The following is a 22,232-nucleotide window of genomic DNA, read 5'->3' as shown; positions in this document are numbered from 1 at the left end:
GGTTTCGGGGGCCGAGCGCAGATCGGGGGCGCTGGCCGGTTCGGCGATGCCGCCGGGGGCCTCGGCGATCCCCGCGTCGTGGGCGGTCTCGGCGGCGACCAGGGGCTGGTCGGATGGCATGACGTCGGGGACCTTGGGCGCCACGATCACCGCCGTGCCGTACGCGCAGATCTCCATCCACATCTCGCCGCAGTCCCGGCTGTCGAAGCGCATACCCACCACGGCGTTCGCGCCGAGCCGGCGGGCCTCCTCGCCGAGCCGGGCCACCGAGTCGGTACGCCAGCGGGTGAGGTTGTCCGGCGCCATCGGGTCGTACGCGCCGCCGCGTAGGTTCTTGACCCCCTCGCGGTACGGGTTGCGCGTCCTGGCCATTGATGACACCACTTCGCCGAGTATCTGGCGGATCTCGTAGCCGGGCAGTTGATCCGTGGTCACGACCAGCACGGTTCCGATGCTGTCAGCCGCTGGCCGGCCGGTACGCGAGCACTGTTCAGCTGACCGGATGCTGCAAAACGAGGCGGCGCGGACGTCCGGCGCTCCGCCGGTCATCCGCGCCGCCAGGGCGTTAACGGTCAGACACCGGCCGTCGAGGTGATCCAGGCCCGGTTGTACGCGACGCTGCCGTAGTTCTGGATGCTCACGCCGTCGGCGGTGGAGGCGACGCCGACCTGCTGGCCGTCGTAGAACTGCGGGCCGCCCGAGTCGCCGCGCCAGGCGTTGCCGCTGATCTCGGTGCTCCGGATCGCCTGCCCGCCGTACGCGTCGGTGACGTTGGTGCTGGTCACCCGGACCGAGGCGGTCTTGAGCTGGCTGGAGGCCGAGCAGCCGCGGTAGCAGGTCTGCCCCCAGCCGTAGATCGTGTTGGTGGAGCCGACCGGCGGGTTGCTGTTGGCCAGCGTCACCGGGGGAGCGCTCACCGGGCTGGACAGGCGCATCAGGGCGAGGTCGTAGCGGCTGTAGGTGGCGGCGACGGTACGGGTGACCCCGCCGGAGGAGCGGTGGACGCTGCCGATCCGCACGGACATCGAGCCGCTGACGCAGTGCTTGGCGGTGAGCACCCAGTCGGCGGAGATGACGCTGCCGGAGCAGGTGAACGAGCCGTTGCTGAACACCGCCGCGGCCCAGGGTGCGGAGGAGACGGTGTCGCCACCGATGATCGGCTGCGGGCCGGCCGGGGCCGCGGTCGCGCCGGAGGCGGAGGCGAGCACACCGGCGAGGACGGTGGCCAGCGCCGCGACCAGGGGGCGAAGTCGCATGTCGGGGGACTCCTTGTGTCGGGACCCGGGGTCGCCGGGCGGTGTCGGCGGGCGGAGGGTGACCCACCGAGGCATCGATGGAAGGCATCGACGCTTGCCGACGAACGGTAGGGTTCGTGCGGTCCCGTTCACAAGGGTTTGGCGAAGATTAACCGATGTGACCCGTCGTGGCGACCGGCGGCCTTAGCTGTTTGTCAGAAACTGGTCACATTCGTCCCCCGGCTGAGCGTTCTGCCTGGCCAGAAGCGTGACGGCCACGTGACGCCACGGTTACAGGCAACGGAAGCGCATCGGCGCCGCAACGAAACGGCATCGGCTACCCGTGCCGCCGCGGGGTTATGTCGATCACGGCCTGAACCGGCCCCGGCCGGTGGATCCAGAGCCGCATCTGCCAGGTACGCTGGCCACGCTCGCCCGTAGTGGGCCGGCACCCAACTGCGTACACAGTCAGGAGTGCCCAGTGCCTCGCGTCGTCGTCGACGTCATGCTCAAGCCCGAGATCCTCGATCCCCAGGGCCAGGCCGTCGCAAACGCGCTGCCGCGGCTCGGCGTCAGTGACGTCGCCTCCGTCCGGATCGGTAGGCGAATCGAGATCGATTTCACCGGTGAGCCGGACCTGGACCAGGCCCGGGAGATCGCCGACAAGCTGCTCGCCAACCCCGTCATCGAGGACTTCACCGTCCGTGTGGTCGGGGCCGACGAGACCGTGGACGCGCAGCCGTGACCGCGCGCGTCGGTGTGGTGACCTTCCCCGGCTCGCTGGACGACGGGGACGCGGCCCGGGCCGTACGCCTCGCCGGCGCCGAGCCGGTCCGGCTCTGGCACGGCGACGCGGAGCTGCACGGGGTGGACGCCGTGGTCCTCCCCGGCGGTTTCTCCTACGGCGACTACCTGCGCTGCGGAGCCATCGCCCGGTTCGCCCCGGTGATGGAGAAGATCGTGGACGCCTCCCGGGGCGGCCTGCCGGTGCTCGGGATCTGCAACGGCTTCCAGATCCTCTGCGAGGCCCACCTGCTGCCCGGCGCGCTCACCCGCAACCAGCACCTGCACTTCCGCAACCGGGACCAACTCCTGCGCGTGGAGTCGACCGGCACGGCCTGGACGAACGCCTTCCAGTCGGGCCAGGAGATCCTCATCCCGGTCAAGAACGGCGAGGGCTGCTACGTCGCGGACACCGCGACCCTGGACGCCCTGGAGGCCGAGGGGCGCGTCGTCGCCCGCTACGTCGGAGGCAATCCCAACGGGTCGCAGCGCGACATCGCGGCGATCACCAACGCCGCCGGCAACGTGGTCGGCATCATGCCCCACCCCGAGCACGCGGTGGAAGCACTCACCGGCCCCTCCCTGGACGGTCTCGGCTTCTTCACCTCGGTGCTCAAGCACCTGGTGGGGACGCCGGCGTGACCGTGCGCGACGGGATCATCGGTCGGCTCCACCGCCCCACGGGCGACCACGAGCGCAGCGAGGAGAGGTCATGACCACCCACCCGGACCCGGCCGTACGGGAGACGCCCGGCGCCTTCCCGGCCGCCCCGGCGGAGCCGCCCACGGCCACCGTGGCGCAGGGCGGCCCGGCCGACGCGGGCCGGCACGCCGATGCGGTGCCGGCCGCCGACTGGGCCGACGGTGTGGACACCGTGCCCCGGGCCGCCGGCACCCCGGAGGAACTCCAGCCCTACGCCGAGCTGGGCCTCCGCGACGACGAGTACGAGCGGATCCGACAGATCCTCGGCCGCCGCCCCACCCAGGCCGAGCTCGCCATGTACTCGATCATGTGGAGTGAGCACTGCTCCTACAAGTCGAGCAAGGTGCACCTGCGCCAGTTCGGTGAGAAGGCCCCGCCGAGCGACCGGCTGCTCGCCGGTATCGGTGAGAACGCCGGCGTGGTCCGGGTCTCCGACGAGCTCGCGGTCACCTTCAAGGTCGAGTCGCACAACCACCCGAGCTTCGTCGAGCCATACCAGGGTGCGGCGACCGGTGTCGGCGGCATCGTCCGGGACATCCTCGCCATGGGTGCCCGCCCGGTCGCGGTGATGGACCCGCTGCGCTTCGGCGCGGCCGACCACCCGGACACCGCGCGCGTGCTGCCCGGTGTGGTCGCCGGTGTCGGCGGCTACGGCAACTGCCTGGGCCTGCCGAACATCGGCGGCGAGGTGGTCTTCGACCCCTGCTACCAGGGCAACCCGCTGGTCAACGCGCTCTGCCTCGGCGTGCTCCCGGTCGACCGGTTGCAGAAGAAGGACGCCACCGGCCCGGGCAACGTCGTGGTGCTGATGGGTGCCAAGACCGGCCGGGACGGCATCGGCGGCGTGTCGGTGCTGGCCAGTGCCACCTTCGACGAGGGCAGCGAGCAGCGTCGCCCGTCGGTGCAGGTCGGCGACCCGTTCATGGAGAAGCTGCTCATCGAGGCCTGCCTGGAGTTGTACGACGCCGAGCTGGTCGTCGGCATCCAGGACCTCGGCGGCGCCGGTCTGACCTGCGCGCTGACCGAGACGGCAGCGTCGGCGGGCACCGGGATGCGGGTGTGGCTGGAGCGGGTGCCGCTGCGGGAGCCCTCGATGGAGCCGCACGAGATCCTGGCCAGCGAGTCCCAGGAGCGGATGCTGCTGGTCGTCGCCCCGGACAAGCTGGAGGCGGTGCTCAAGATCGCCGAGAAGTGGGGCGTCTGGGCCACCGCGATCGGTGAGGTCACCGCGCCGGCGCCGGACGGCCAGCCGGGCCGGTTGGTGATCACCTGGCGCGACCGTCTGGTGGTGGACGTCCCGCCGGGCTCGTTGGTCGACGACGGTCCGGTCTACGCCCGCCCGATGCGCGAGCCGGCCGACCTGATCCTGCTCCAGGCCGACCGGGCCGAGACCCTGCCCCGGCCGAACACCCCGGAGGCGCTGCGGGAGACCGTGCTCCGGATGATCGCCTCGCCGAACCTGGCCGACAAGACCTGGGTCACCGAGCAGTACGACCGGTACGTGCTGGGCAACACCGTGCTCGCCCAGCCGGAGGACGCCGGCGTGATCCGGATCGACGAGCAGAGCGGCCTCGGCGTCGCCCTCTCCGTCGACGGCAACGGCCGGTACGCCCGCCTCGACCCGTACCAGGGCACGAAGCTGGCGCTGGCCGAGGCGTACCGGAACGTGGCCGTCACCGGGGCGAAGCCGATCGCCGTCACCAACTGCCTCAACTTCGGTTCGCCGGAGGACCCGGGCGTGATGTGGCAGTTCGCCGAGGCGGTACGCGGCCTCGCGGACGGCTGCCTGGAACTGGGCATCCCGGTGACCGGCGGCAACGTCAGCTTCTACAACCAGACCGGTGCCGCCGCGATCCACCCGACCCCGGTGGTCGGCGTGCTGGGCGTGCTCGACGACGTGGCCGACCGGGTGCCGATGGGCTTCGTCCCGCGTTCCGGTGGGGACCACGACCAGCTCTTCCTGCTCGGCGACACACACGTGGAGCTCTCCGGCTCCGAGTGGGCCTGGGTCACCCACGAGCACCTGGGTGGCATGCCGCCCCAGGTGGACCTGGCCCGCGAGCGGCTGCTGGCCGAGCTGGTGGCGGAGGCGGCCCGGGTCGGCCACCTCAGCTCCGCCCATGATCTCTCCGACGGCGGTCTGGCCCAGAGCCTGGTCGAGTCGTGCCTGCGGCACGGCGTCGGTGCCCGGATCGCGGTGCCGGAACGGTTCGCCGACGGCTCCCTGCCGTTCGTCTTCCTGTTCAGCGAGTCGGCCGGCCGGATGCTGGTGTCCGTGCCGCGAGGCCACGAGAAGGCGTTCACGGCCCTCTGCTCGGAGCGGGGCGTGCCGTGGGAGCTGATCGGCGTCACCGAGCCGGGCAACGGCGCGCTCGAGGTGCACGGCCAGTTCCGGATCGGTCTGGACGAGCTGCGCGCGGCGCACACCGCCACCCTGCCGAAGCTCTTCGGCGGTCCGGAGGCGGCGCAGGTCGAGGTCGAGGCGACTCGCACCGGCACCACCACCATCGCCCCGGCGACGGCCAGCCAGCCGGTGGACGTACCGGCTGTCGAGCCGATCGGGACCGACGCCCAGCCGGTCGCGGACGAGCCGGTCGCCGGCACGGTCCCGGGCTCGCCTGCCGCGCCGACCGAAGCGGGTGCCGAGGTCGCGTCGAGTGCCGCTGCCCCGGCCGCGTCGTCCGGATCTGCCGGCGACGGCGTACCGGTGGCGGAGTCGACCGGGGCGACGAGCGCACCGGACGCACCGGCCTCGACCACCGTGGACGCCACGCCCGGCGACGCCGGTGACGAGCAGCCGGGCACGACCGACGAGCGTTGAGGCGGTGGCCACGGCTGTCCACGCCCAACCCGGCGCCGGCGCCCGGTTCGACTGGGGGCTGACCGGGGCGGCGGAGCTGGGCCGCGTCTGCGCGGTGCTGGTGGTGGTGGACGTGCTCTCGTTCACCACCGCCGTGGAGGTGGCGGTCGGCCGCGGTATGCGGGTCCACCCGTTCCCCTGGGGCGAGCAAGCTGCCGACTACGCGCTGCGGGTCGGGGCCGTCGCCGCGGTGGGTCGCCGTCGGGCCACCCCGGAACACCCGTGGTCGCTCTCCCCGGCTGCGCTGACCACCGCGCCGGCCGTCGCCGACCTGGTGCTGCCGTCGCCGAACGGGTCGGCGATCAGCGCCGCCGCCAGCGCCACGGGGATGCCCGTCGTCGCGGCCTGCCTGCGTAACGCCCGCGCCGTCGGGCGATGGCTGCGCCGCCAGGGGTACGGCTCGACGGAGGCACCGGTGGGGGTGATCGCCGCCGGTGAACGCTGGCCGGACGGCTCACTGCGCCCGTCGGTTGAGGACCAGCTCGGTGCGGCCAGCGTGCTGGACGCCCTCTCCGGAGTGCCCGGTGGGCTGTCGGTGGAGGCGGCGATGGCCCTCGCCGCGCTGGCCAGCACCCCGGACGTGCCCGCAGCGGTACGCGGCTGCGTCTCCGGGCGGGAGTTGGTGGAGGGCGGCTTCACCGCCGACGTCGAGATCGCCGTCCAGACCGACGTCTCCGACGTGGTCCCGCTCCTGCGGCAGGGCGTCTTCTCCCGCGCCTGACACGGGCTCTTCCGAGCCGGTGGCGTCACACGTGCCCTCAGAGAGCCGCCTGCGCGTGCTACGGCGACGCCGGCCACTCACTCCGGGACGACTCGGAACCGGTCGGTTGACTGCGGAAGCGGAAAAGGGCCGCCCGGCAAGCGGGCGGCCCTTTTTCCGTGCGTGCTGTCAGCTCAGTCGTCCAGCCAGTCGAGACGGCGACCACCCCGGTCCTGGGGCGGCGGGCCGTCCGGCCGAGCCCGGCCCGCCGGGGCCTGCTCGCCGTAGTAGCCGCCAGCCTGCTGGTCGTAGCCGTGGTTGTCGTACCCACCCTGCGGCGGCGGCTGTTGGCCGTAGCCACCCTGCGCGGGCTGTTGGCCGTAGCCACCCTGCGGGGGCTGCTGACCGTAGCCTCCCTGCGGCTGCTGGCCGTACCCGCCCTGCTGCGGGGGCTGTTGGCCGTAGCCTCCCTGCGGGGGCTGCTGATCGTAGCCTCCTTGCGGGGGCTGTTGGCCGTAGCCACCCTGCTGCGCTGGCGGCTGCTGGTCGTGCCCGCCGGGCTGGTCGTACCCGCCCTGCTGGCCGCCGTAGCCGCCGGGCTGGTCGTAGCCGCCCTGCTGGTCGTACCGGCTGTCGTAGCCCTGCCGCGGGGCCGCGTCGTAGCCACCCGGCCCGCCGTAGCCGCCCTGGCCGCCACCCTGCTCCTGGACACGACCGTAGCCCGGCTCGCCCTGGTCGTAGCCCGACTCCGGCTGGTAGGTGGTGGTCGGGTACGGGTCGGCCGGCGGGGCATAGCCGCCGGTGGCCTCGCCGGGGTAGCGGCCGGTCGGCTCGTCGTACCGTTCGCCGTAGCCGCCGCCCGGCTGCGGCCCGCCGTAGCCGGGGCCGCCGGCAGGGGCGCCGAAGTCGTTGCCGTATCCGCCGCCGGACGCCGGGGCGTTGCCGTATCCGCCGCCGGACGCCGGGGCGTTGCCGTACCCGCTGCCCGACGAGGGGGCGTTGCCGTACGCGCCGCCGGACGAGGGAGCATTGCCGTACCCGCCGCCCGAGGCGGGGGCGTTGTTGCCGTAGCCGCCCTGCTGGCCGTACCCGCCGGCCGGGGCCGGCTCGCCGCCGTAGCCCCCGCCGGACCAGCCGCCGGCCTGCGCACCGCCGGGACCGTACGGCTGCGGCGGCGCCCCGTACGGGTCCGGTGGGACGTCGTCGACGACCGGGCGCTGCAACATCGTCGGCGCATCGCTCAGCGAGGTGCCACCCACCATCGTCGGATCCGGTCCGGCACCGACCCGGTTGACCACCCGGGTCTGGTCGTCGGCCCCCCGCAACGCGCCCCGCGCCGCGGCCGCACCGCCGGTCGCGGCCGCACCGTCGGTCGCGCCCCCGTCGTCCTCCTCGGCGTTGCGGCGGCGGATCCAGAGCAGCACGATCGTGCCGACACCGGCCGCGACGAGCAGACCGCCGAGCAGGATGACCAGGAACGAGCCCATGCCACCCTCGTCGTCGTTGGCGGCCGCCTGCGGCGCTCCGGCGGCCGGATCACTGGCCCCGGCGCTGGTTTCGTCCTCGGGGGCCTCTTCGGTCGGGGTCGTCTCGGCGGAGGGTGACGGGCTGGCGCTGGGGGTGACCTCTACCTTGATCGGCAGCGTGATCCGCTGACCGGTCAGGCTCTGCCCCGCGCTGGCGTTGATCGTCTTGGTGTTGATCGCGTCGGGGCCCTTGCTGGCGCCCAGGTCGATCCGGCCCGGAACGATGGGCTTCTCCGCGGAGCCGGTGAAGCGCCAGTTGCCGCTGCCGTCGGTCCTGGTTTCGTAGGTGTTGTTCTGAGAGTCACGCAGCAACACCGTGGCGCCCGGAACCGCGTCGCCGTTCGCGGCGACGACCACCTTGCCGGAGATCGATTTGACCGTCTGCTGCTCGGGCGAAGGCGGGGCGGCCTTGGCGACCAGGGTGACCGTGGTCGAACCAGTGTCTGAATCCCTGATCGTTCCGTTGGAGTCCTCGGCCTTGACCGTGATCTGAGCCGAGCCGTTCGGTGCGTCGTCTGCTGCTTTGAAGGTGGCCTTGTAGGTGCCACTTTTGGTCACCGCGCCACGGGCGCAGCCTTCGATACAGGTCAGCTTGGGGTTGTTCGACGCGAAGCTGACATCGGCAGGATCGTTGCCGTCGAACGTCAGGGTGTAGGTGACCTCTGTCGTCTTACCCGCGTCGACCCTACTCGGAGATGCCGAAACATCGCTGACCTGAGGAGCGGCCAGAGCCGGTGTGGCGGGGGTGGCGAGCAGGGCGCCGGCAACCAGCGCTACGACCACACCGGCCCGTTGCTTCCAGGCACGTCGGTGTGTTGACACGTCCACCGCCTTCCGGTCTGACTTCCCCGGTCGGTTTGAACCAGGGATCATCACGGTACGAATACGCCGTCGGCAACTATGCCTTGTCTGACGGGATCAGCGCGACCCAGGGCCAGTGTCCGAGCCGATGGCATCGGGTCGTATCGTCCCGTCGTGTCCTCTCCGCACATTAAGTCCACCGCGGTCGCGGCGGTGCTCACGGCACTCGACGAGGGGCGGGTCCCCGATCGGTCGGTGTACCGGGAGGCGGTCCGTGCCTTGTTGACCGCCCTCGCGGAACGTGCCCCCGGCCGATCGGTGGAGGTGCGAGTCCCACCTTACGGTGCAGTTCAGTGCCTCCCCGGTCCGCGACACACCCGTGGCACCCCGCCGAACGTGGTGGAAATGGACCCAGCGACCTGGTTGGGGTTGGCCACGGGGCGACTCTCCTGGCCCCAGGCGATCACGGAGGGTCGCGTACGGGTCAGTGGCACGCGGGCGGACCTCTCCGGGTATTTGCCCCTCTAGCAGGGGCGATCACGTGGATGCGGTCACAACCAGAAGGCGAATCGTGACTATCTGTATCGACTCTGATTCGCGTACACTGTCAGGCGACGACAGTGGGCCCCGGGCGGTGGCATGCTGAACGCACGCCAGGCCATCCAGACCAGCATGAGGAGCGGCAGGTGCCCCGAGGCGACGGCCGGCTGAGCCACGACCTTGATCCCCAACGACCGGGCCCCCAGGACGCGTGCGGCGTCTTCGGTGTCTGGGCCCCCGGCGAAGAGGTCGCCAACCTGACCTACTTCGGCCTCTACGCCTTGCAGCACCGCGGCCAGGAGGCCGCCGGCATCGCGGTGAGCGACGGGTCTGGCGTGGTGGTCTACAAGGATCTCGGCCTGGTGGCCCAGGTCTTCGACGAGCCGACCCTGGCGAGCCTGCGCGGGCATGTGGCGATCGGTCACACCCGGTACTCCACCACTGGCGCGTCGACCTGGGAAAACGCCCAGCCGACCATCCGCTCCAGCAGCTCCGGCACCACCATCGCGCTGGCGCACAACGGCAATCTGGTCAACACCGCCGACCTTCAGCGCGAGGTGGGCGAGCGCGAGCTGGGTTCCGACGGGGCCACCAACGACACCTCACTGGTGACCATGCTGCTGGCGAGCTACCCCGACCTCTCCGTCGAGGCGGCGGCGATGCAGGTGCTGCCCCGGCTGCGCGGGGCCTTCAGTTTCGTCTTCATGGACGAGTCGACGCTCTACGCGGCCCGTGACCCGCACGGCGTACGCCCGTTGGTGCTGGGCCGGTTGGAGCGCGGCTGGGTGGTGGCGAGCGAGACGGCGGCGCTGGACATCGTCGGCGCCAGCGTGGTCCGGGAGATCGAACCGGGCGAGCTGATCGCGATCGACGGCGACGGGCTGCGCTCCACCCGGTTCGCCGCCCCGGAGCCGAAGGGCTGCCTCTTCGAGTACGTCTACATCGCCCGACCGGACGCCACGATCGCCGGGCGGAACGTGCACAGCGCCCGCAAGCAGATCGGCCGCCAGCTCGCCCGGGAGCACCCGGTCGAGGCCGACCTGGTGATCCCGGTGCCGGAGTCGGGCACTCCGGCGGCCATCGGGTACGCCGAGGAGTCGGGCATCACCTACGGCGCCGGTCTGATGAAGAACCCGTACGTCGGGCGGACCTTCATCCAGCCGTCGCAGACCCTGCGCCAGCTCGGCATCCGGCTCAAGCTCAACCCGCTGCGGGAGAACGTGCGGGGCAAGCGGCTGGTGGTGGTCGACGACTCGATCGTGCGTGGCAACACCCAGCGGGCCATCGTGCGGATGCTGCGCGAGGCGGGCGCGCTGGAGGTCCACGTACGGATCTCGTCCCCGCCGGTCACCTGGCCGTGCTTCTACGGCATCGACTTCGCCACCCGGGCCGAGCTGCTGGCGAACGGCCTGGACAACGAGGGCGTCCGGCGGTCGATCGGCGCGGACACCCTCGGCTACGTCTCGCTTCCCGGTCTCATCGCCGCGACCGAGCAGCCCAAGACCCGGCTCTGCCGCGCCTGCTTCGACGGGGAGTACCCGATCGAGCTGCCGGCGGGGAACCTGATTGGCAAGCACGTGCTCGAGGGCGTGGAACGGCGGGTCACCAACACGCCCGTCGACGACCTCGGGTCCGCCACCCCTCCGTTCGCCGCCACTCCGGGTGGCGCGACCGTCCACCACCCGTAGCACCGCCCGGCGTCGGCCGGCACTTCGGCCCGCGTCGAGAACCACAAAGGGGAGAACCGTGACGCACGTGTCCGAGCGCAGCGGCGCAGGAAGCAGCCCGACCGGCGCTGGTGGCGATCGTCAGCCCTGGACGGCCGGCACCGGCCGCGCGAGCCGCAGGCGCACGGTCTCGTACGCCGACGCCGGAGTCTCGATCGAGGCGGGTGACCGCGCGGTCGAGCTGCTCAAGTCGAAGGTGAAGCAGACCCGGCGACCGGAGGTCATGGGCGACCTGGGTGGCTTCGCCGGGCTGTTCCGGTTGGACACCACGAAGTACAAGAACCCGATCATGGCCGCGTCGACCGACGGCGTCGGCACCAAGCTGGTGATCGCGCAGCAGATGGACATCCACGACACGGTCGGCATCGACCTGGTCGCGATGGTCGTCGACGACCTGGTGGCCTGCGGTGCCGAGCCGCTGTTCCTGCTGGACTACATCGCCACCGGCGAGGTGGTGCCGGAGAAGGTCGCCGAGATCGGCGCCGGCATCGCCGACGGCTGCCGGTACGCGGGCTGCGCCCTGCTCGGTGGGGAGACCGCCGAGCACCCGGGGGTGCTGCGCCCCGACGAGTACGACATCTCCGCCACCGGCGTCGGCGTGGTGGAGGAGAGCGAGATCCTCAGCCCGGAGCGGGTCGAGGTCGGCGACGTGGTGATCGCCATGCGTTCGTCCGGCCTGCACTCCAACGGCTACTCGTTGGTCCGGCACGTACTGCTGGGCGCCGGCCGGATGCGGCTGGACGTGGTGATCGAGGACTTCGGCCGGCAGCGGACGCTCGGCGAGGAACTGCTCACCCCGACCAAGATCTACGCGCAGGACTGCCTCAAGTTGATCGCCGAGGCCGAGGTGCGTTCGATCGCCCACGTCACCGGCGGCGGCATCCCGGGCAACCTGGTGCGGATTCTGCCCGAGCACGTCGACGCGGTGGTCAACCGTTCCACCTGGAAGCCGCAGCCGATTTTCGACCTGATCCAGTCCAAGGGGCGGATCGAGGACCCGGAGATGGAGGCGACCTTCAACATGGGCGTCGGCATGTTCGCGATCGTCTCGGCCGAGGACGCCGACCGCGCGCTGGCCACTCTGGCCGGTCGGGGCGTGGACGCCTGGCAGGCCGGCGAGATCATCGAGGGCTCCGGAAACGTGCAGATGATCGGCCAGCACACCCGCGGATGATCACGTTTCGTTGATCATCCGGGTGCCTGAACGGGGGTTCACCCGAGTGGTCGTCGCCGCCTAGCCTGAGTGCACTTCAGGCAGGGGGGAGGAGGGCCGATGGCTGCTCGGGCAGCACCGCCGACGGGGATGCGGGGCATCGCCGTGGTCCCCTCGTACGTGGTGATGCAGCCGACCACGCTGTGCAACCTGGATTGTGTCTACTGCTACCTGCCGTTGCGTGCCGCCGACCGGCGGATGCCGGTGGCGGTGGCGGAGGCGGTCGCCGCGTCGGTGAATCCGTGGGCGCGGTCGGGGCGGTTCTCGGTGGTCTGGCACGGCGGGGAGCCCCTCGCGGCCGGACGGGAGCATCTGGCTGCGCTGATGGCCCCCTTCGGGCCCGAGGTGGAGCACCACGTGCAGACCAACGCCACGCTGGTCGACGACGCCTGGTGCGCGTTCTTCGCCGCCCGTGGGGTGCGGGTGAGCGTGAGCGTGGACGGCCCCCGGGAGCGCAACGGCGAGCGGGTGACCCGGGGCGGGTTGCCGGCGTACGACCGGATCGTGCGGGGGGTCGAGGCGCTGCGCCGGCACGGGCTGCCCTTCTCGGCGCTGGCGGTGGTCAGCCGACCCGCCCCGGGGTTCGCCGCCGAGTTGTACGACTTTTTCCTCGACCTCGGCTGTGACGTGCTGGGCGTCAACATCGAGGAGACCGAGGGGGTCAACACCCGGGGCAACGCGCACGACGCGGCCGCGGTGACCGCGTTCTGGGCCGAACTGGTGGCGGCCTGGCGGCGGGCGCCCCGGATCCACCTGCGTGAGGTCGAGTGGTCGTTGCGGTACGCCGCGGCAGTGCTCGACGGGACCGCCGACGCGTTGCTGCCCCGGCAGCTCGACCCGATCCCCACCGTCGGTCACGACGGCTCGGTGGTGGTGCTCTCCCCGGAACTGGCCGGTTTCCACGATCCCCGGTACGGCGACTTCAGCAGCGGCAACGTCCTGGCCACCCCGCTGGCCGAGATCCTCGTCGGCGCGGCGGGCACGCCGTGGGTCGGGGAGTTCCTGACCGGGGTCGAGGCGTGCCGGTCGAACTGCTCGTACTTCGGCTTCTGTGGCGGCGGCCATGCGGCCAACCGCTACTTCGAGCAGGGCCGGTTCGACGGCACGGAGACCGGGCACTGCCGGAACAGCAAGATCCGCCTACTGGAGGGAGTGTTGGAGCATGCCCGAGACCACGAGTCACCGGCAGCCTGAGGCCGTCGGGGGAGGCGTCGCGGATCCGGTCGCCGAGCGGGTCCGTCAGGCCGCCACGGGGCTGACTGCCCTGCTCCACGAGGCTGAGGCGGCCCGCCGCGCCCGGGCGGAGGTCGACGGTTCCGACGGTGCCGGCGCGGTCTGCGCCTGGAACCACTTCGAGAACATCCCGACCTTCTACAACTGGAACAACCGGCCGCGCTGAGCGGACGCGGACAACCCGGGATCAGGGACCTTGCCGGGAAGCCGGAGGACCGGCCGGGCGAGGCCCCTGATCGTCGGGCATGGTGCCGCTGCGGACGGCACATGCGTGAGCACGCGGGAGGCACCGCGTGCTCAGCTGCGACCAGAGATCAGCGGGTCGGAGGAACCCAGACGTCCGGGTCGTCGTCCGCGTGATCCTCATCATCGTCGTCGACATACTCTTTGTAGTCGTCGTCGAAGTTGTGCTCAGACTTACCAGCACCCGCCAGTTCGCGCTGCAAGGCGGTGAGGTCGGTGTTCGGGGAGTGGTACTTCAACTCCCGGGCCACCTTCGTCTGCTTGGCCTTAGCACGGCCGCGCCCCATGGCTCGACCCCCTCGCACAGAATGCGGGGCAGCCCGAAGGCGGGCCCCGATGACGTCAGGCATCTCTCGTGGCTCTTACGGTACATGGGGATGCCGCCGTTCGGCACCTCGGGTTACCGTCAGCCGGCCCTGCGCGTCGCAGTCATCCGACCGTCACCGAGTGTACCCGGTAAGGAGTGCGTCGGTGATCGGTCGTGACGGTGGGCAGAGAGCCACAAAACGGCTGAATTCATCTTACTCGCCGGAGCCCGGGGGTACGGGCGCCACCCATACCCCCGGGGGCCACGGCTTCAGCGCAGATGGATGGTCCGCAGCCGGCCCACCTCGGCCATCCGGCGCTCGGCCAGCCGGTCGGCGGCCACTGCCGGCGGCACGCCCTCGGCGTCGGCCAGGCGCAGGATCTCCCGGGTGGTGTCGTAGATCCGGGTGGCACGCAGCCGGGCCCGCTCGAAGTTGAACCCCTCGATCTCGTCCGCGACCTGGATCACACCGCCGGCGTTCACCACGTAGTCGGGGGCGTAGAGGACACCCCGGTCGGCGAGCAGCTTCTCGATGCCCGGGTGGGCGAGCTGGTTGTTCGCCGCCCCGGCGACCACCCTGGCCCGCAGCGCCGGCACCGTGTCGTCGTTCAGCGCGCCGCCCAGTGCGCACGGGGCGTACACGTCGATGTCGGCGGCGACCAGAGCGGCGGTGTCGTCGACCAGCGCGACCTGCGGGTGGGTGGTGCGGGCCCAGTCGTGCGCCTTCGGGTCGACGTCGGTGGCGACCACCTCGGCACCGTCGTCGAGCAGGTGACCGACCAGATGCTTGCCGACCTTGCCCAGCCCGGCCACGCCGACCCGACGGCCGGCCAGCGTCGGGCTGCCCCACACGTGTTCGGCGGCGGCCCGCATGCCCTGGAAGACGCCCCAGGCGGTGAGGATCGAGGAGTCGCCGGCACCACCGTGCGCCACGCTGCGACCGGTGACGAAGCGCGTCTCCCGGGCGATCACGTCCATGTCGGCCACGAAGGTGCCGACGTCGCAGGCGGTGTAGTAGCGCCCGTCGAGCGACTGCACGAAGCGGCCGTACGCCCGCAGCAGCGCCTCACTCTTGAGCTTCTCCGGATCACCCCAGATGACCGCCTTGCCGCCGCCGTGATCCAGCCCGGCCAGGGCGTTCTTGTACGCCATCCCGCGGGACAGGTCGAGCACGTCGGCCAGCGCGTCCTCCTCGCTGGCGTACGGGTAGAACCGGGTGCCGCCGAGCGCCGGGCCCAACGCGGTCGAGTAGATGCCGATGATGGCCCGGAGGCCGGTCTGCTTGTCCTGGCAGAAGACGACCTGTTCGTGGCCGGACGATCCCGGGTCGTCGGTGCTGGCGAATACGCCCATGGTTGGCTCCTGTGTCGGCGGGCGTCCTTGTGGGACGCGGACCTGCTGGCGGGCCGGCGGGGATGCTGCCGGTGCCGCTGAGCCTAATATCGGTCAGCGCCGCACTGTCGTCCACGTCACGCCCGTCCGAGGGCCGCGACGGCGGTACGCCCCCGTTTCGTGGGAGGATCGCGCCGTGCCGCTCTTCGCTTCGTATCTGCGCGTGTACGAGCCGCTGACCGCCTTCGCCCGGGACCGCCAGGCGTACTGGCGGCGCTACGTGCGGGAGGGGCGCGCGGTGGCGCCGCTGGAGGGCCCCGGGCGGCAGCGCACCTCGATCATCGCGGCTCTGGGCGCGGGTTGGACCCGGCTGCCCGACCTGCCGGATGAGGCGTACGTGCTGGAGGCTGACGACACCCTGCTGGTCTGTCCGTGGGACCTGCGGATCCGGGTCGCCGAGGCGGCGCTGAGCGCGCGGGAGGGCGTTCCGTCGGTGCTCGCCGACGCGTTCGTGCCACCGGTCCTCGCCGGGCAGGCCAAGGCGGTGGTGGACGACTGGCGCAGCGGCGCCCGGGTGCTCGAGCACGGCGTGCCCCGGTTGCACGAGCAGACGGCAACCTGGGGGGTGCCGCTGCGCTGGTTCGTGCTCTTCGAGACCGCGGAGCGGCACCTGGTGACCGACCCGGCGGAGCGGCGGGCGCTGCGCTACCGCACGGAGATCTCGAAGGCCCGTCGGCGGGCGCAGCGGGCGCTGTCGGTGCTGCGCAAGTCGGTGGGCGAGGCGCCGATCACCGAGGCGGTCGAGGAGGCCGCCCGCTGGCTGGAGGAGTTCCACCCGCGGTCGGTGGTGGAGTTGGACTACGGCGGTCTGGTGCGGCTGCTCTCCGACGAGTCCCTGGCCGCCGACGACTCCACCGACCTGGTCGCGGCGGGGCTGGCCGGGCTGTCCCGGGGCGAGGCGGAGGAGGCGTCCGCGGCATACGACCGGCTGGTGGCCCGGTGGCGGGCGGTCCAGCTTCTTGAACGGTGCAATTGACCGCGAACTGGACGGCCGACGTGAGGGCTTGTTGTAGTTGACGGATCACGAAGCGTGATTATGAGTCCGAATAAGGTAGCCACTGCTGTGCAAAATGCCGATAAATCGGTCATGGTTCATCCGTCCGTCTAGGGACCTTCGGCCGTTCGGCCCATGTCGGACATCGGGGACTAGCCGGACCATGGGAGACGCGTCGGCCGGCGGGACCCCGGCCGATGTCTCTACATGTGGAGGAGTGACCGATGGCATCGCGAACGCACGAACCAGAGCCGCTGCTTACACCGGCCGAGGTGGCGTCGATGTTCCGTGTCGACCCGAAGACGGTGACCCGGTGGGCCAAGGCGGGGAAGCTCAGCGCGATCCGAACCCTGGGCGGCCACCGTCGGTACCGCGAGTCGGAGGTACGGGCCCTGCTTCAGGGGCAGATCCCCCAGCAGCGCCAGGGAGACTGACCGGCCGACATCGAAGAGCGTTCCGGCATCGGGGGCGGGCGGACGACGCGACAGCGTCGATCCACCGCCCCTGAACCATGTCCGGGGCATCTCACCCCGCCGGCCGCCCCCCTCACCGTTTCACCTTGCCGGAGTCGGCGGCCGTCCACACCGCGAGCGCGTCCCCGTCGCGCACCGCCCAGACCGGGGTGGCCACCGCCCGGCCGTCCTTGCCGAACGTGGTCAGCAGGACGTACTTCTCCGCCGCCAGGCCGGTCCAGGCCGGTCATCCGGCCAGGACACGGCGGCGACAGCCGCCGCCCGCGCGGATAGCGTGGGGGCGTGACCGGGGAACCCAGGATCGGCGACGTGTTCGGCGAGATGCTGCGCGACGCGTACGCCGTGCACGTCGGAGCCGGCCGGCGACCACTGGCGGGCGGGCGGCTGCCCCGCCCGGTCATCGAGATCATCGAGCGGGACGACGGGCTGGTCAACGGCGCCCCCGCCGCCCACTACCTGGAAGGCCCCGAACACTGGCAGCCGTACGACCACCGGGCCGTCGACCGGGTCCGGGGGGAGACGCTGGACGTCGGCGTCGGCGGCGGCCGGATCGCCCGGGAACTCCAGGCGCGCGGCGTACCGGTGACCGGACTGGACACCTCTCCCGGCGCGCTGCGGGTGTCCCGGCACCGCGGCGTACGCGACCTGGTCCTCGGCACCGTCGACGAGCACGCCGCCGGTGGCTGCCGGTACGACACCTTCCTGCTGCTCGGCAACAACCTCGGCCTGTTCGAGGGACGCGAGCGGGCACCGCGGTTCCTCGCCGCGCTCGCCGCCATGGCCCGACCCGGCGCACAGATCGTCGCGCAGGGCACCGACCCGTACGGCACCACCGACCCGCTGCACACCGGCTACCACGAACGCAACCGTCGGCGCGGCCGGCTCGGCGGCCAGCTGCGGCTGCGGCTGCGCTACCGCGAGCTGGGCACCGACTGGTTCGACTATCTGGTCTGCTCCGCCGACGAACTGGCGGAACTGGTGCACGGCACGCCGTGGCGACTGGTCGACGTGGACGACCGGGACGCCCCGTACTACCTGGCCACTCTGCGGCTCGCGGAGTGACCGGCCGCTCACACCTCGACGGTCGGGGTGTGCTGCTCCGGCGGTAGCCCGCCGTCGCCGTCGACCACCTCGTCCGGCGTGCCGTCCTCGTCGATGTCGACCATGGTGATGTCCACCTTGCCGTCGCCGTCGGTGTCGAACTGGAAGAGGTCCGCCTTGCCGTCGCCGTCGGTGTCGACCACCCACACGTCGGTCCTGCCGTCGTTGTTGGTGTCCGCGCGGAGCAGGTCCACCCGCTCGTCGCCGCGGGTCTCCACGGTCTCGGTGCCGTCCACCGGTGCCTGGCCCATGTCGGTTCGTCCTCTCCTCGGCGTTGGGGGCTGTCTGTACCCGCTGGGTCGATCCCCCACGCATGTCGTCGCGGCGGGTGCTGCATAGGGTCGCACCCAGGAGCGGGCGGCACGACGGAGACCCGTGCGTCGCCGCGCGCAGCGAGGGAGCGTCATGACTGGTCGTTTTGTCGTCGTCGGGGCCGGCACGATGGGCCTCGGGATCGCCTACGTCGCCGCCGGGGCGGGCTACGCCGTGGAACTCGTCGAGGTCGACCCGGAGCGGGCGCGAGCCGCCGCCACGCGCCTCGGGGAGCTGTGGGACCGGGCCGTGCGGCGGGGCCGGCTCGACGCCGGGCAGGCCGCCGCGAACCGGGAGCGGCTGACCCTGCGGGCCGGGCTGGCCGAGGTCGCCCCGGAACCCGACGTCGTCGTGGAGGCGGTGCCGGAACGGCTCGACCTGAAGCGGACGGTGCTGAGTGAGGCCGAGGCGCTCCGCCCGGCGCTGCTGGGCAGCAACACCTCCAGCATCCCGATCGCCGAGCTGGCCGCCGGGCTGGCGCGGCCGGAGAACTTCATCGGCCTGCACTTCTTCAACCCGGTCTGGGCGATGACGCTGCTGGAGATCGTGGTCGGCCCGGCCACCGCCGCACCGACCACCGAGGTGGCCGTCGCGCTCGCCGGCCGGCTGGGCAAGGACCCCGTCGTCGTACGCGACCTGCCCGGCTTCGCCACCTCCCGGCTCGGGGTCACCCTGGGCCTGGAGGCGATCCGGATGGTCGCCGACGGGGTGGCCGGCCCGGCCGACATCGACAAGGCGATGGTCCTCGGCTACCGGCACCCGGTCGGCCCACTGGAACTCACCGACCTGGTCGGGCTCGACGTGCGGCTGGACATCGCCCGGACCCTCCAGGCCGCGTACGGGGATCGGTTCGCGCCGCCGCCGCTGCTGGTCGAGATGGTCGCCGAGGGCAGGCTCGGCAAGAAGTCCGGCCAGGGCTTCTACCGCTGGGTGGACGGCCGCCGGGCCGACACCGACGCCGCACCGGCCGGGAGTGTCCGGTGAGCGGGCTGCGGATCGAGGAGCTGCCGGACCGGCTGGTGGTGACGCTGGACCGGCCGGAGAAGCGCAACGCCATCGACGCCGACCTGATCGGCGAGTTGCACGCCGTCTGCGCCGAACTGGAGGCCCGTCCCCGGCTGCTGCTGCTCACCGGTGGGATCCAGGGGATCTTCGCCGGCGGCGCCGACATCGGCCAGCTCCGTGACCGGGGCCGGTTGGACGCCCTCGCCGCCATCAACCAGGCGGCGTTCGCCCGGATCCGGGCCCTGCCGATGCCGAGCGTGGCCGCGGTGGACGGGCCGGCGCTGGGCGGCGGCGCCGAGCTGTCGTACGCCTGTGACCTGCGGGTCTGCACGGCCCGGGCGGTCTTCGGGCAGCCCGAGGTGCGGTTGGGCATCCTGGCCGGCGCGGGTGCGACCCACCGGCTGCCCGCGCTAATCGGCGAGGCCCGGGCCAAGGAACTGCTCTTCACCGGCCGGCGGGTGGACGCCGAGGAGGCGCTGCGGATCGGCCTGGTGAACCGGGTAGTGGCCGAGCCGACGCAACTGCTCCCCGCCGCGCACGGGCTGATCGACGAGATGGCGAAGGCGTCGGCGTTGGCGCTGCGGCTGACCAAGCTGGCCGTCGACGCGCCGCCAGCCGCCCATCCGCAGCTCGATCTGATCAGCCAGGCGGTCCTCTTCGAGGACGAGGAGAAGCGCCGGCGGATGACCGAGTTCCTGGATCGCCGCCGCTCCCGCTGAACACCGGTACGCGCGACGGCCGCACCGGATGCCCAGGTGCGGTCGCGTCCGCACGTTCAGTGGCGGGTCGGTGCGGGCGTGGCCGCACGTCACGTGGACTCAGTGGCGGATCGGCACGCCCGCGTCGTCCAGCGCGGTGATCAGCCCGGCCGACTCGGCGAAACCGATGATCAGTACCGCTTCCGGACCGTACGCCTTGATCTCGTCCGCCACGCCGGTGAAGTCCACCGGGGCGTGCTTGGCGTCGGCCGGCGGCTCGTAGCTCAGCAGCTTCACCCGGTCTCCCCCGATGCCGGCCTGCTCCAACTCGGCGCGGACGGTCTCCTGAAGGCCCTCGCCGTAGGAGTCCCGGCGGGCGACCACGACAATCTTCGCCGGGCCGTCTCGCAGGATCACGTCGGCCAGGGCCCGGCCCTGGAGGCTGTCCGGCGGGGCGGTGCGGAAGTACAACCCCTTGTCTTCGGCCTTGCTCAGGGCCGAGTCGGTGTTCGACGGCGAGAAGAGGATTCGCCCGGCGGCCACCACCTGCGGCAGCACGGCGGTGGAGATGCCGGAGGCGCCGGCACCGATGATGACGTGCACGTCCCTGGAGATGAGCGAGGCCACGGTGGCCTTGGCGACCTCCACGCTGGTGCCGTCGTCACCGTCGATCCAGGTCACCGGATCACCGAGCACGCCGCCCGCGGCGTTGATCTCCTTGATCGCCAACGCGGCTCCGGCCCGCATCGGCGGGTAGGCCAGGGCCAGATCACCGGTCCTGGGCAGCAGTTCGCCGAACACCAGCGGGGAGCCGTCGGCACGGTCGCCGCGCCCGCCCTGCTGCTTCCGGGGCGTCGGAGGGGCCTTCGCGCTCACGTCGGACTCGTTGCCGGCGCCGACAAACTCGGACTTGGCGTCGTTGATCTTCTGGTCGTCGAAGTGCAGGGTGGCGTAGCTCGCGGTGGCCGGCTCGCCGGACACGGTGAACCCGGCCCGGGTCAGCGAGGGGCCGCGGTACTCGATGTCCTGCCCCTCGCGGGCCAGCTTCAGGCAGGCCTTCACCTCGGTGCAGCGCTGGCCGTTGGTGGTCACCCCGACGATCTGCCGGGCGATCTGCGTCGGCTCCGTGCTGCCGGCGAGCTGGGCCGCCAACGCACTGATCACCACCGCGTCGTACGACTCGGCGGAGTAGAGGTAGTCGGTCAGCTTCGGGTCGACCCTGAGCAGCCGCTGCTTGAAGTCCTCCGTCAGCGGCGTCAGTGGGGTGGTGCCCTTCATGCCGTCGACCAGGTTGCCGCGGTCCTTCAGCTCCGCCGGAAAGGAATTCAGCATGTTGCCGTCGGTGCCGTACAGGCGCACCTGTGGGGTCGCCGTGTCCTCGGGCTTGTCGGTCGTCCCACATGCGCTGGTGGCGAGCAGGAACGCCGCACCCGCCGCCAGGATGGCAGCGCGCGGGTCGCGTGTTGCGAGCATTGTCGTCCTTCCTCCGGGGAGGTCCGCTGGGCACGATAGCGTGCCGGCGCGGCCGGTGACAGAGCGGAGTCTTCCCCGGTCGGCGGCCCAACAGCGCCCCGTACGTAGCGTCACCGCAGCGTACTGCGGGTCATCGCTTGACGGTCGGTCCTACCGTTCGGCAGGTGACCGAGGTACCGGATCAGACGCTGGACGACGCAGCCGCCGTGCTCCGATCGGCCCTGTCGGGCGACGGCGACGCGGTGGTGGGCACCTTCGACGCGGTGGTCGACCGGTCCGGGCTCGCCGGGGCGTACGGGGTGGCCTGGTGCCTGGCCGCCACCATGGTCGGCGACCCGCCGCCGCCCGGCACCTGCGCGTTGGACTTTCCCGGCATCGAGGACGCCGGGTACGACACCCGCTGGGTGGCCCGTTTCGTCAGCGCGTACGCCAATCACGACGTGGACACCGGCGAGGCTCTCTTCGGGGCGGCGGTCGCCGACGGACTGCTGCCGGACTGCCTGCTCACCCTCGCCGGCTCGACCGTGGCTACGTTGCGTAGTCGGGTCGGCTGACGCCAGGTTGGCCGGACGCCCGTCGGCACCGCTCAGAACGCGTGGTACGCGATCAGCGGCTCGACCTCGTACCGCAGGGTCTCGAAACGGACCTTGAACCAGACGCCGTCCTTGACGTCCGAGGCCACCACGATGAAGTTGGACCCCGGTGGCAGGTAGGTGCGGTAGTTGCACGCGCTCGTCCGGTCGATGAAGATCACGCAGGCGTTCACGCCGTACGCGCTGGCGTTGCGGACATTGATGTCCCTGCATCGGATCGAGGTGCGGTACGGGCCGGCGTCACCGCCACTGCGGCCCTGGGTGAAGTAGGAGCGGACCGCTCCGCCGTAGCACGTGGCGGTGGAGGCGGACACGTTGGTC

22 protein-coding genes and 2 pseudogenes are annotated in these 22,232 nt (G+C 71.8%); 15 read left to right on the top strand and 9 right to left on the bottom strand.

Annotated elements, in window-relative coordinates; translation table 11 throughout:
- Together E1166_RS19420 and E1166_RS19415 are read right to left on the bottom strand one after the other, a co-directional pair.
- Positions 1–549, bottom strand: a 549-nt coding sequence (locus tag E1166_RS19420; protein WP_132340762.1) for a YbjQ family protein, incomplete at its 3' end; no start/stop codon positions are given.
- Positions 550–572: 23 nt separating this feature from the next.
- Positions 573–1,256, bottom strand: coding sequence for a DUF1986 domain-containing protein (locus tag E1166_RS19415; RefSeq protein ID WP_132340760.1), 684 nt, complete (start codon positions 1,254–1,256; stop codon positions 573–575).
- A 460-nt stretch (positions 1,257–1,716) separates the two neighbouring features.
- On the opposite strand from E1166_RS19415, the gene purS reads away from it, so the two are divergent.
- The 4 genes from purS (at position 1,717) to E1166_RS19395 (ending at position 6,301) form a co-directional block, all read left to right on the top strand.
- Positions 1,717–1,980: a phosphoribosylformylglycinamidine synthase subunit PurS gene (gene purS, locus E1166_RS19410; protein ID WP_132266433.1), complete on the top strand. Its 264-nt coding sequence runs from the start codon at positions 1,717–1,719 to the stop codon at positions 1,978–1,980.
- A complete protein-coding gene (purQ, locus tag E1166_RS19405; protein WP_132266430.1) occupies positions 1,977–2,660 on the top strand; it encodes a phosphoribosylformylglycinamidine synthase subunit PurQ in 684 nt (227 codons plus the stop codon). Before purS ends, purQ begins: the two co-directional genes overlap by 4 nt.
- 70 nt (positions 2,661–2,730) lie before the next feature.
- Entirely contained in the window at positions 2,731–5,541 is a 2,811-nt protein-coding gene (purL, locus tag E1166_RS19400; protein WP_243710436.1) for a phosphoribosylformylglycinamidine synthase subunit PurL, read from the top strand.
- A 4-nt stretch (positions 5,542–5,545) separates the two neighbouring features.
- Positions 5,546–6,301, top strand: coding sequence for a 2-phosphosulfolactate phosphatase (locus E1166_RS19395; protein ID WP_132340758.1), 756 nt, complete (start codon positions 5,546–5,548; stop codon positions 6,299–6,301).
- Between the two features lie 173 nt (positions 6,302–6,474).
- Here E1166_RS19395 and E1166_RS19390 read toward each other — a convergent pair whose 3' ends face one another.
- Positions 6,475–8,679 (bottom strand): carboxypeptidase regulatory-like domain-containing protein, encoded by a 2,205-nt coding sequence (locus E1166_RS19390; RefSeq protein WP_132340756.1) that lies wholly within the window; start codon positions 8,677–8,679, stop codon positions 6,475–6,477.
- Between the two features lie 102 nt (positions 8,680–8,781).
- Between E1166_RS19390 and E1166_RS19385 the strand changes: the two genes are divergently transcribed.
- The 5 genes from E1166_RS19385 to amcA all read left to right on the top strand — a co-directional run bounded on the left by E1166_RS19385 (position 8,782) and on the right by amcA (position 13,486).
- Positions 8,782–9,135, top strand: coding sequence for a sterol carrier family protein (locus tag E1166_RS19385; RefSeq protein WP_132340754.1), 354 nt, complete (start codon positions 8,782–8,784; stop codon positions 9,133–9,135).
- 158 nt (positions 9,136–9,293) lie between these two features.
- Entirely contained in the window at positions 9,294–10,835 is a 1,542-nt protein-coding gene (gene purF / locus E1166_RS19380) for an amidophosphoribosyltransferase (protein WP_243710435.1), read from the top strand.
- Positions 10,836–10,893: 58 nt separating this feature from the next.
- On the top strand, positions 10,894–12,048 hold the full coding sequence (gene purM, locus E1166_RS19375; protein ID WP_132340752.1) for a phosphoribosylformylglycinamidine cyclo-ligase: 1,155 nt from the start codon (positions 10,894–10,896) through the stop codon (positions 12,046–12,048).
- Between the two features lie 129 nt (positions 12,049–12,177).
- Positions 12,178–13,281, top strand: coding sequence for a cyclophane-forming radical SAM peptide maturase AmcB (gene amcB / locus E1166_RS19370; protein ID WP_207914362.1), 1,104 nt, complete (start codon positions 12,178–12,180; stop codon positions 13,279–13,281).
- Positions 13,250–13,486, top strand: coding sequence for a multiple cyclophane-containing RiPP AmcA (amcA, locus tag E1166_RS19365; RefSeq protein WP_132266409.1), 237 nt, complete (start codon positions 13,250–13,252; stop codon positions 13,484–13,486). Before amcB ends, amcA begins: the two co-directional genes overlap by 32 nt.
- Positions 13,487–13,634: 148 nt before the next feature.
- Here amcA and E1166_RS19360 read toward each other — a convergent pair whose 3' ends face one another.
- Positions 13,635–13,850, bottom strand: a complete 216-nt coding sequence (locus E1166_RS19360; protein ID WP_132266406.1) for a DUF3073 domain-containing protein — start codon at positions 13,848–13,850, stop codon at positions 13,635–13,637.
- Positions 13,851–14,140: 290 nt separating this feature from the next.
- Positions 14,141–15,223, bottom strand: a complete 1,083-nt coding sequence (locus E1166_RS19355; protein ID WP_132340748.1) for a Glu/Leu/Phe/Val dehydrogenase dimerization domain-containing protein — start codon at positions 15,221–15,223, stop codon at positions 14,141–14,143.
- Between the two features lie 175 nt (positions 15,224–15,398).
- On the opposite strand from E1166_RS19355, the gene E1166_RS19350 reads away from it, so the two are divergent.
- Together E1166_RS19350 and E1166_RS19345 are read left to right on the top strand one after the other, a co-directional pair.
- Positions 15,399–16,238, top strand: coding sequence for a hypothetical protein (locus E1166_RS19350; RefSeq protein ID WP_132340746.1), 840 nt, complete (start codon positions 15,399–15,401; stop codon positions 16,236–16,238).
- 242 nt (positions 16,239–16,480) lie between these two features.
- On the top strand, positions 16,481–16,690 hold the full coding sequence (locus tag E1166_RS19345; RefSeq protein ID WP_007073996.1) for a BldC family transcriptional regulator: 210 nt from the start codon (positions 16,481–16,483) through the stop codon (positions 16,688–16,690).
- Between the two features lie 115 nt (positions 16,691–16,805).
- On the opposite strand, the pseudogene E1166_RS19340 reads toward E1166_RS19345, so the two are convergent.
- Positions 16,806–16,959 (bottom strand): annotated as a pseudogene (locus tag E1166_RS19340) (pyridoxamine 5'-phosphate oxidase family protein); the annotation flags it as partial.
- Positions 16,960–17,011: 52 nt separating this feature from the next.
- Between E1166_RS19340 and E1166_RS19335 the strand changes: the two are divergent.
- Positions 17,012–17,791, top strand: a complete 780-nt coding sequence (locus E1166_RS19335; RefSeq protein ID WP_132340744.1) for a methyltransferase domain-containing protein — start codon at positions 17,012–17,014, stop codon at positions 17,789–17,791.
- A gap of 8 nt (positions 17,792–17,799) precedes the next feature.
- Here the strand turns inward: E1166_RS19335 and E1166_RS19330 are convergent, their stop codons facing one another.
- Positions 17,800–18,081, bottom strand: a complete 282-nt coding sequence (locus E1166_RS19330; RefSeq protein ID WP_132266393.1) for a hypothetical protein — start codon at positions 18,079–18,081, stop codon at positions 17,800–17,802.
- 154 nt (positions 18,082–18,235) lie between these two features.
- Between E1166_RS19330 and E1166_RS19325 the strand changes: the two genes are divergently transcribed.
- Both E1166_RS19325 and E1166_RS19320 read left to right on the top strand, forming a co-directional pair.
- Positions 18,236–19,126 (top strand): 3-hydroxyacyl-CoA dehydrogenase family protein, encoded by an 891-nt coding sequence (locus E1166_RS19325; protein ID WP_132340742.1) that lies wholly within the window; start codon positions 18,236–18,238, stop codon positions 19,124–19,126.
- Entirely contained in the window at positions 19,123–19,866 is a 744-nt protein-coding gene (locus tag E1166_RS19320) for an enoyl-CoA hydratase/isomerase family protein (protein WP_132340740.1), read from the top strand. The genes E1166_RS19325 and E1166_RS19320 overlap by 4 nt, the downstream gene beginning before the upstream one ends.
- A gap of 99 nt (positions 19,867–19,965) precedes the next feature.
- Here the strand turns inward: E1166_RS19320 and E1166_RS19315 are convergent, their stop codons facing one another.
- Positions 19,966–21,318, bottom strand: coding sequence for an ABC transporter substrate-binding protein (locus E1166_RS19315; protein WP_132340738.1), 1,353 nt, complete (start codon positions 21,316–21,318; stop codon positions 19,966–19,968).
- Positions 21,319–21,482: 164 nt separating this feature from the next.
- On the opposite strand from E1166_RS19315, the gene E1166_RS19310 reads away from it, so the two are divergent.
- Complete coding sequence (locus E1166_RS19310) at positions 21,483–21,872, top strand: hypothetical protein (protein ID WP_132340736.1); 390 nt, start codon at positions 21,483–21,485, stop codon at positions 21,870–21,872.
- 32 nt (positions 21,873–21,904) lie between these two features.
- On the opposite strand, the pseudogene E1166_RS31060 reads toward E1166_RS19310, so the two are convergent.
- A pseudogene (locus tag E1166_RS31060) lies at positions 21,905–22,232 on the bottom strand (hypothetical protein); the annotation flags it as partial.

Origin of the sequence: Micromonospora sp. KC213 (assembly GCF_004348325.1) — a bacterium.
Classification (GTDB): Bacteria; Actinomycetota; Actinomycetes; order Mycobacteriales; family Micromonosporaceae; genus Micromonospora.
This window is presented reverse-complemented; position numbering and strand designations above follow the sequence as displayed.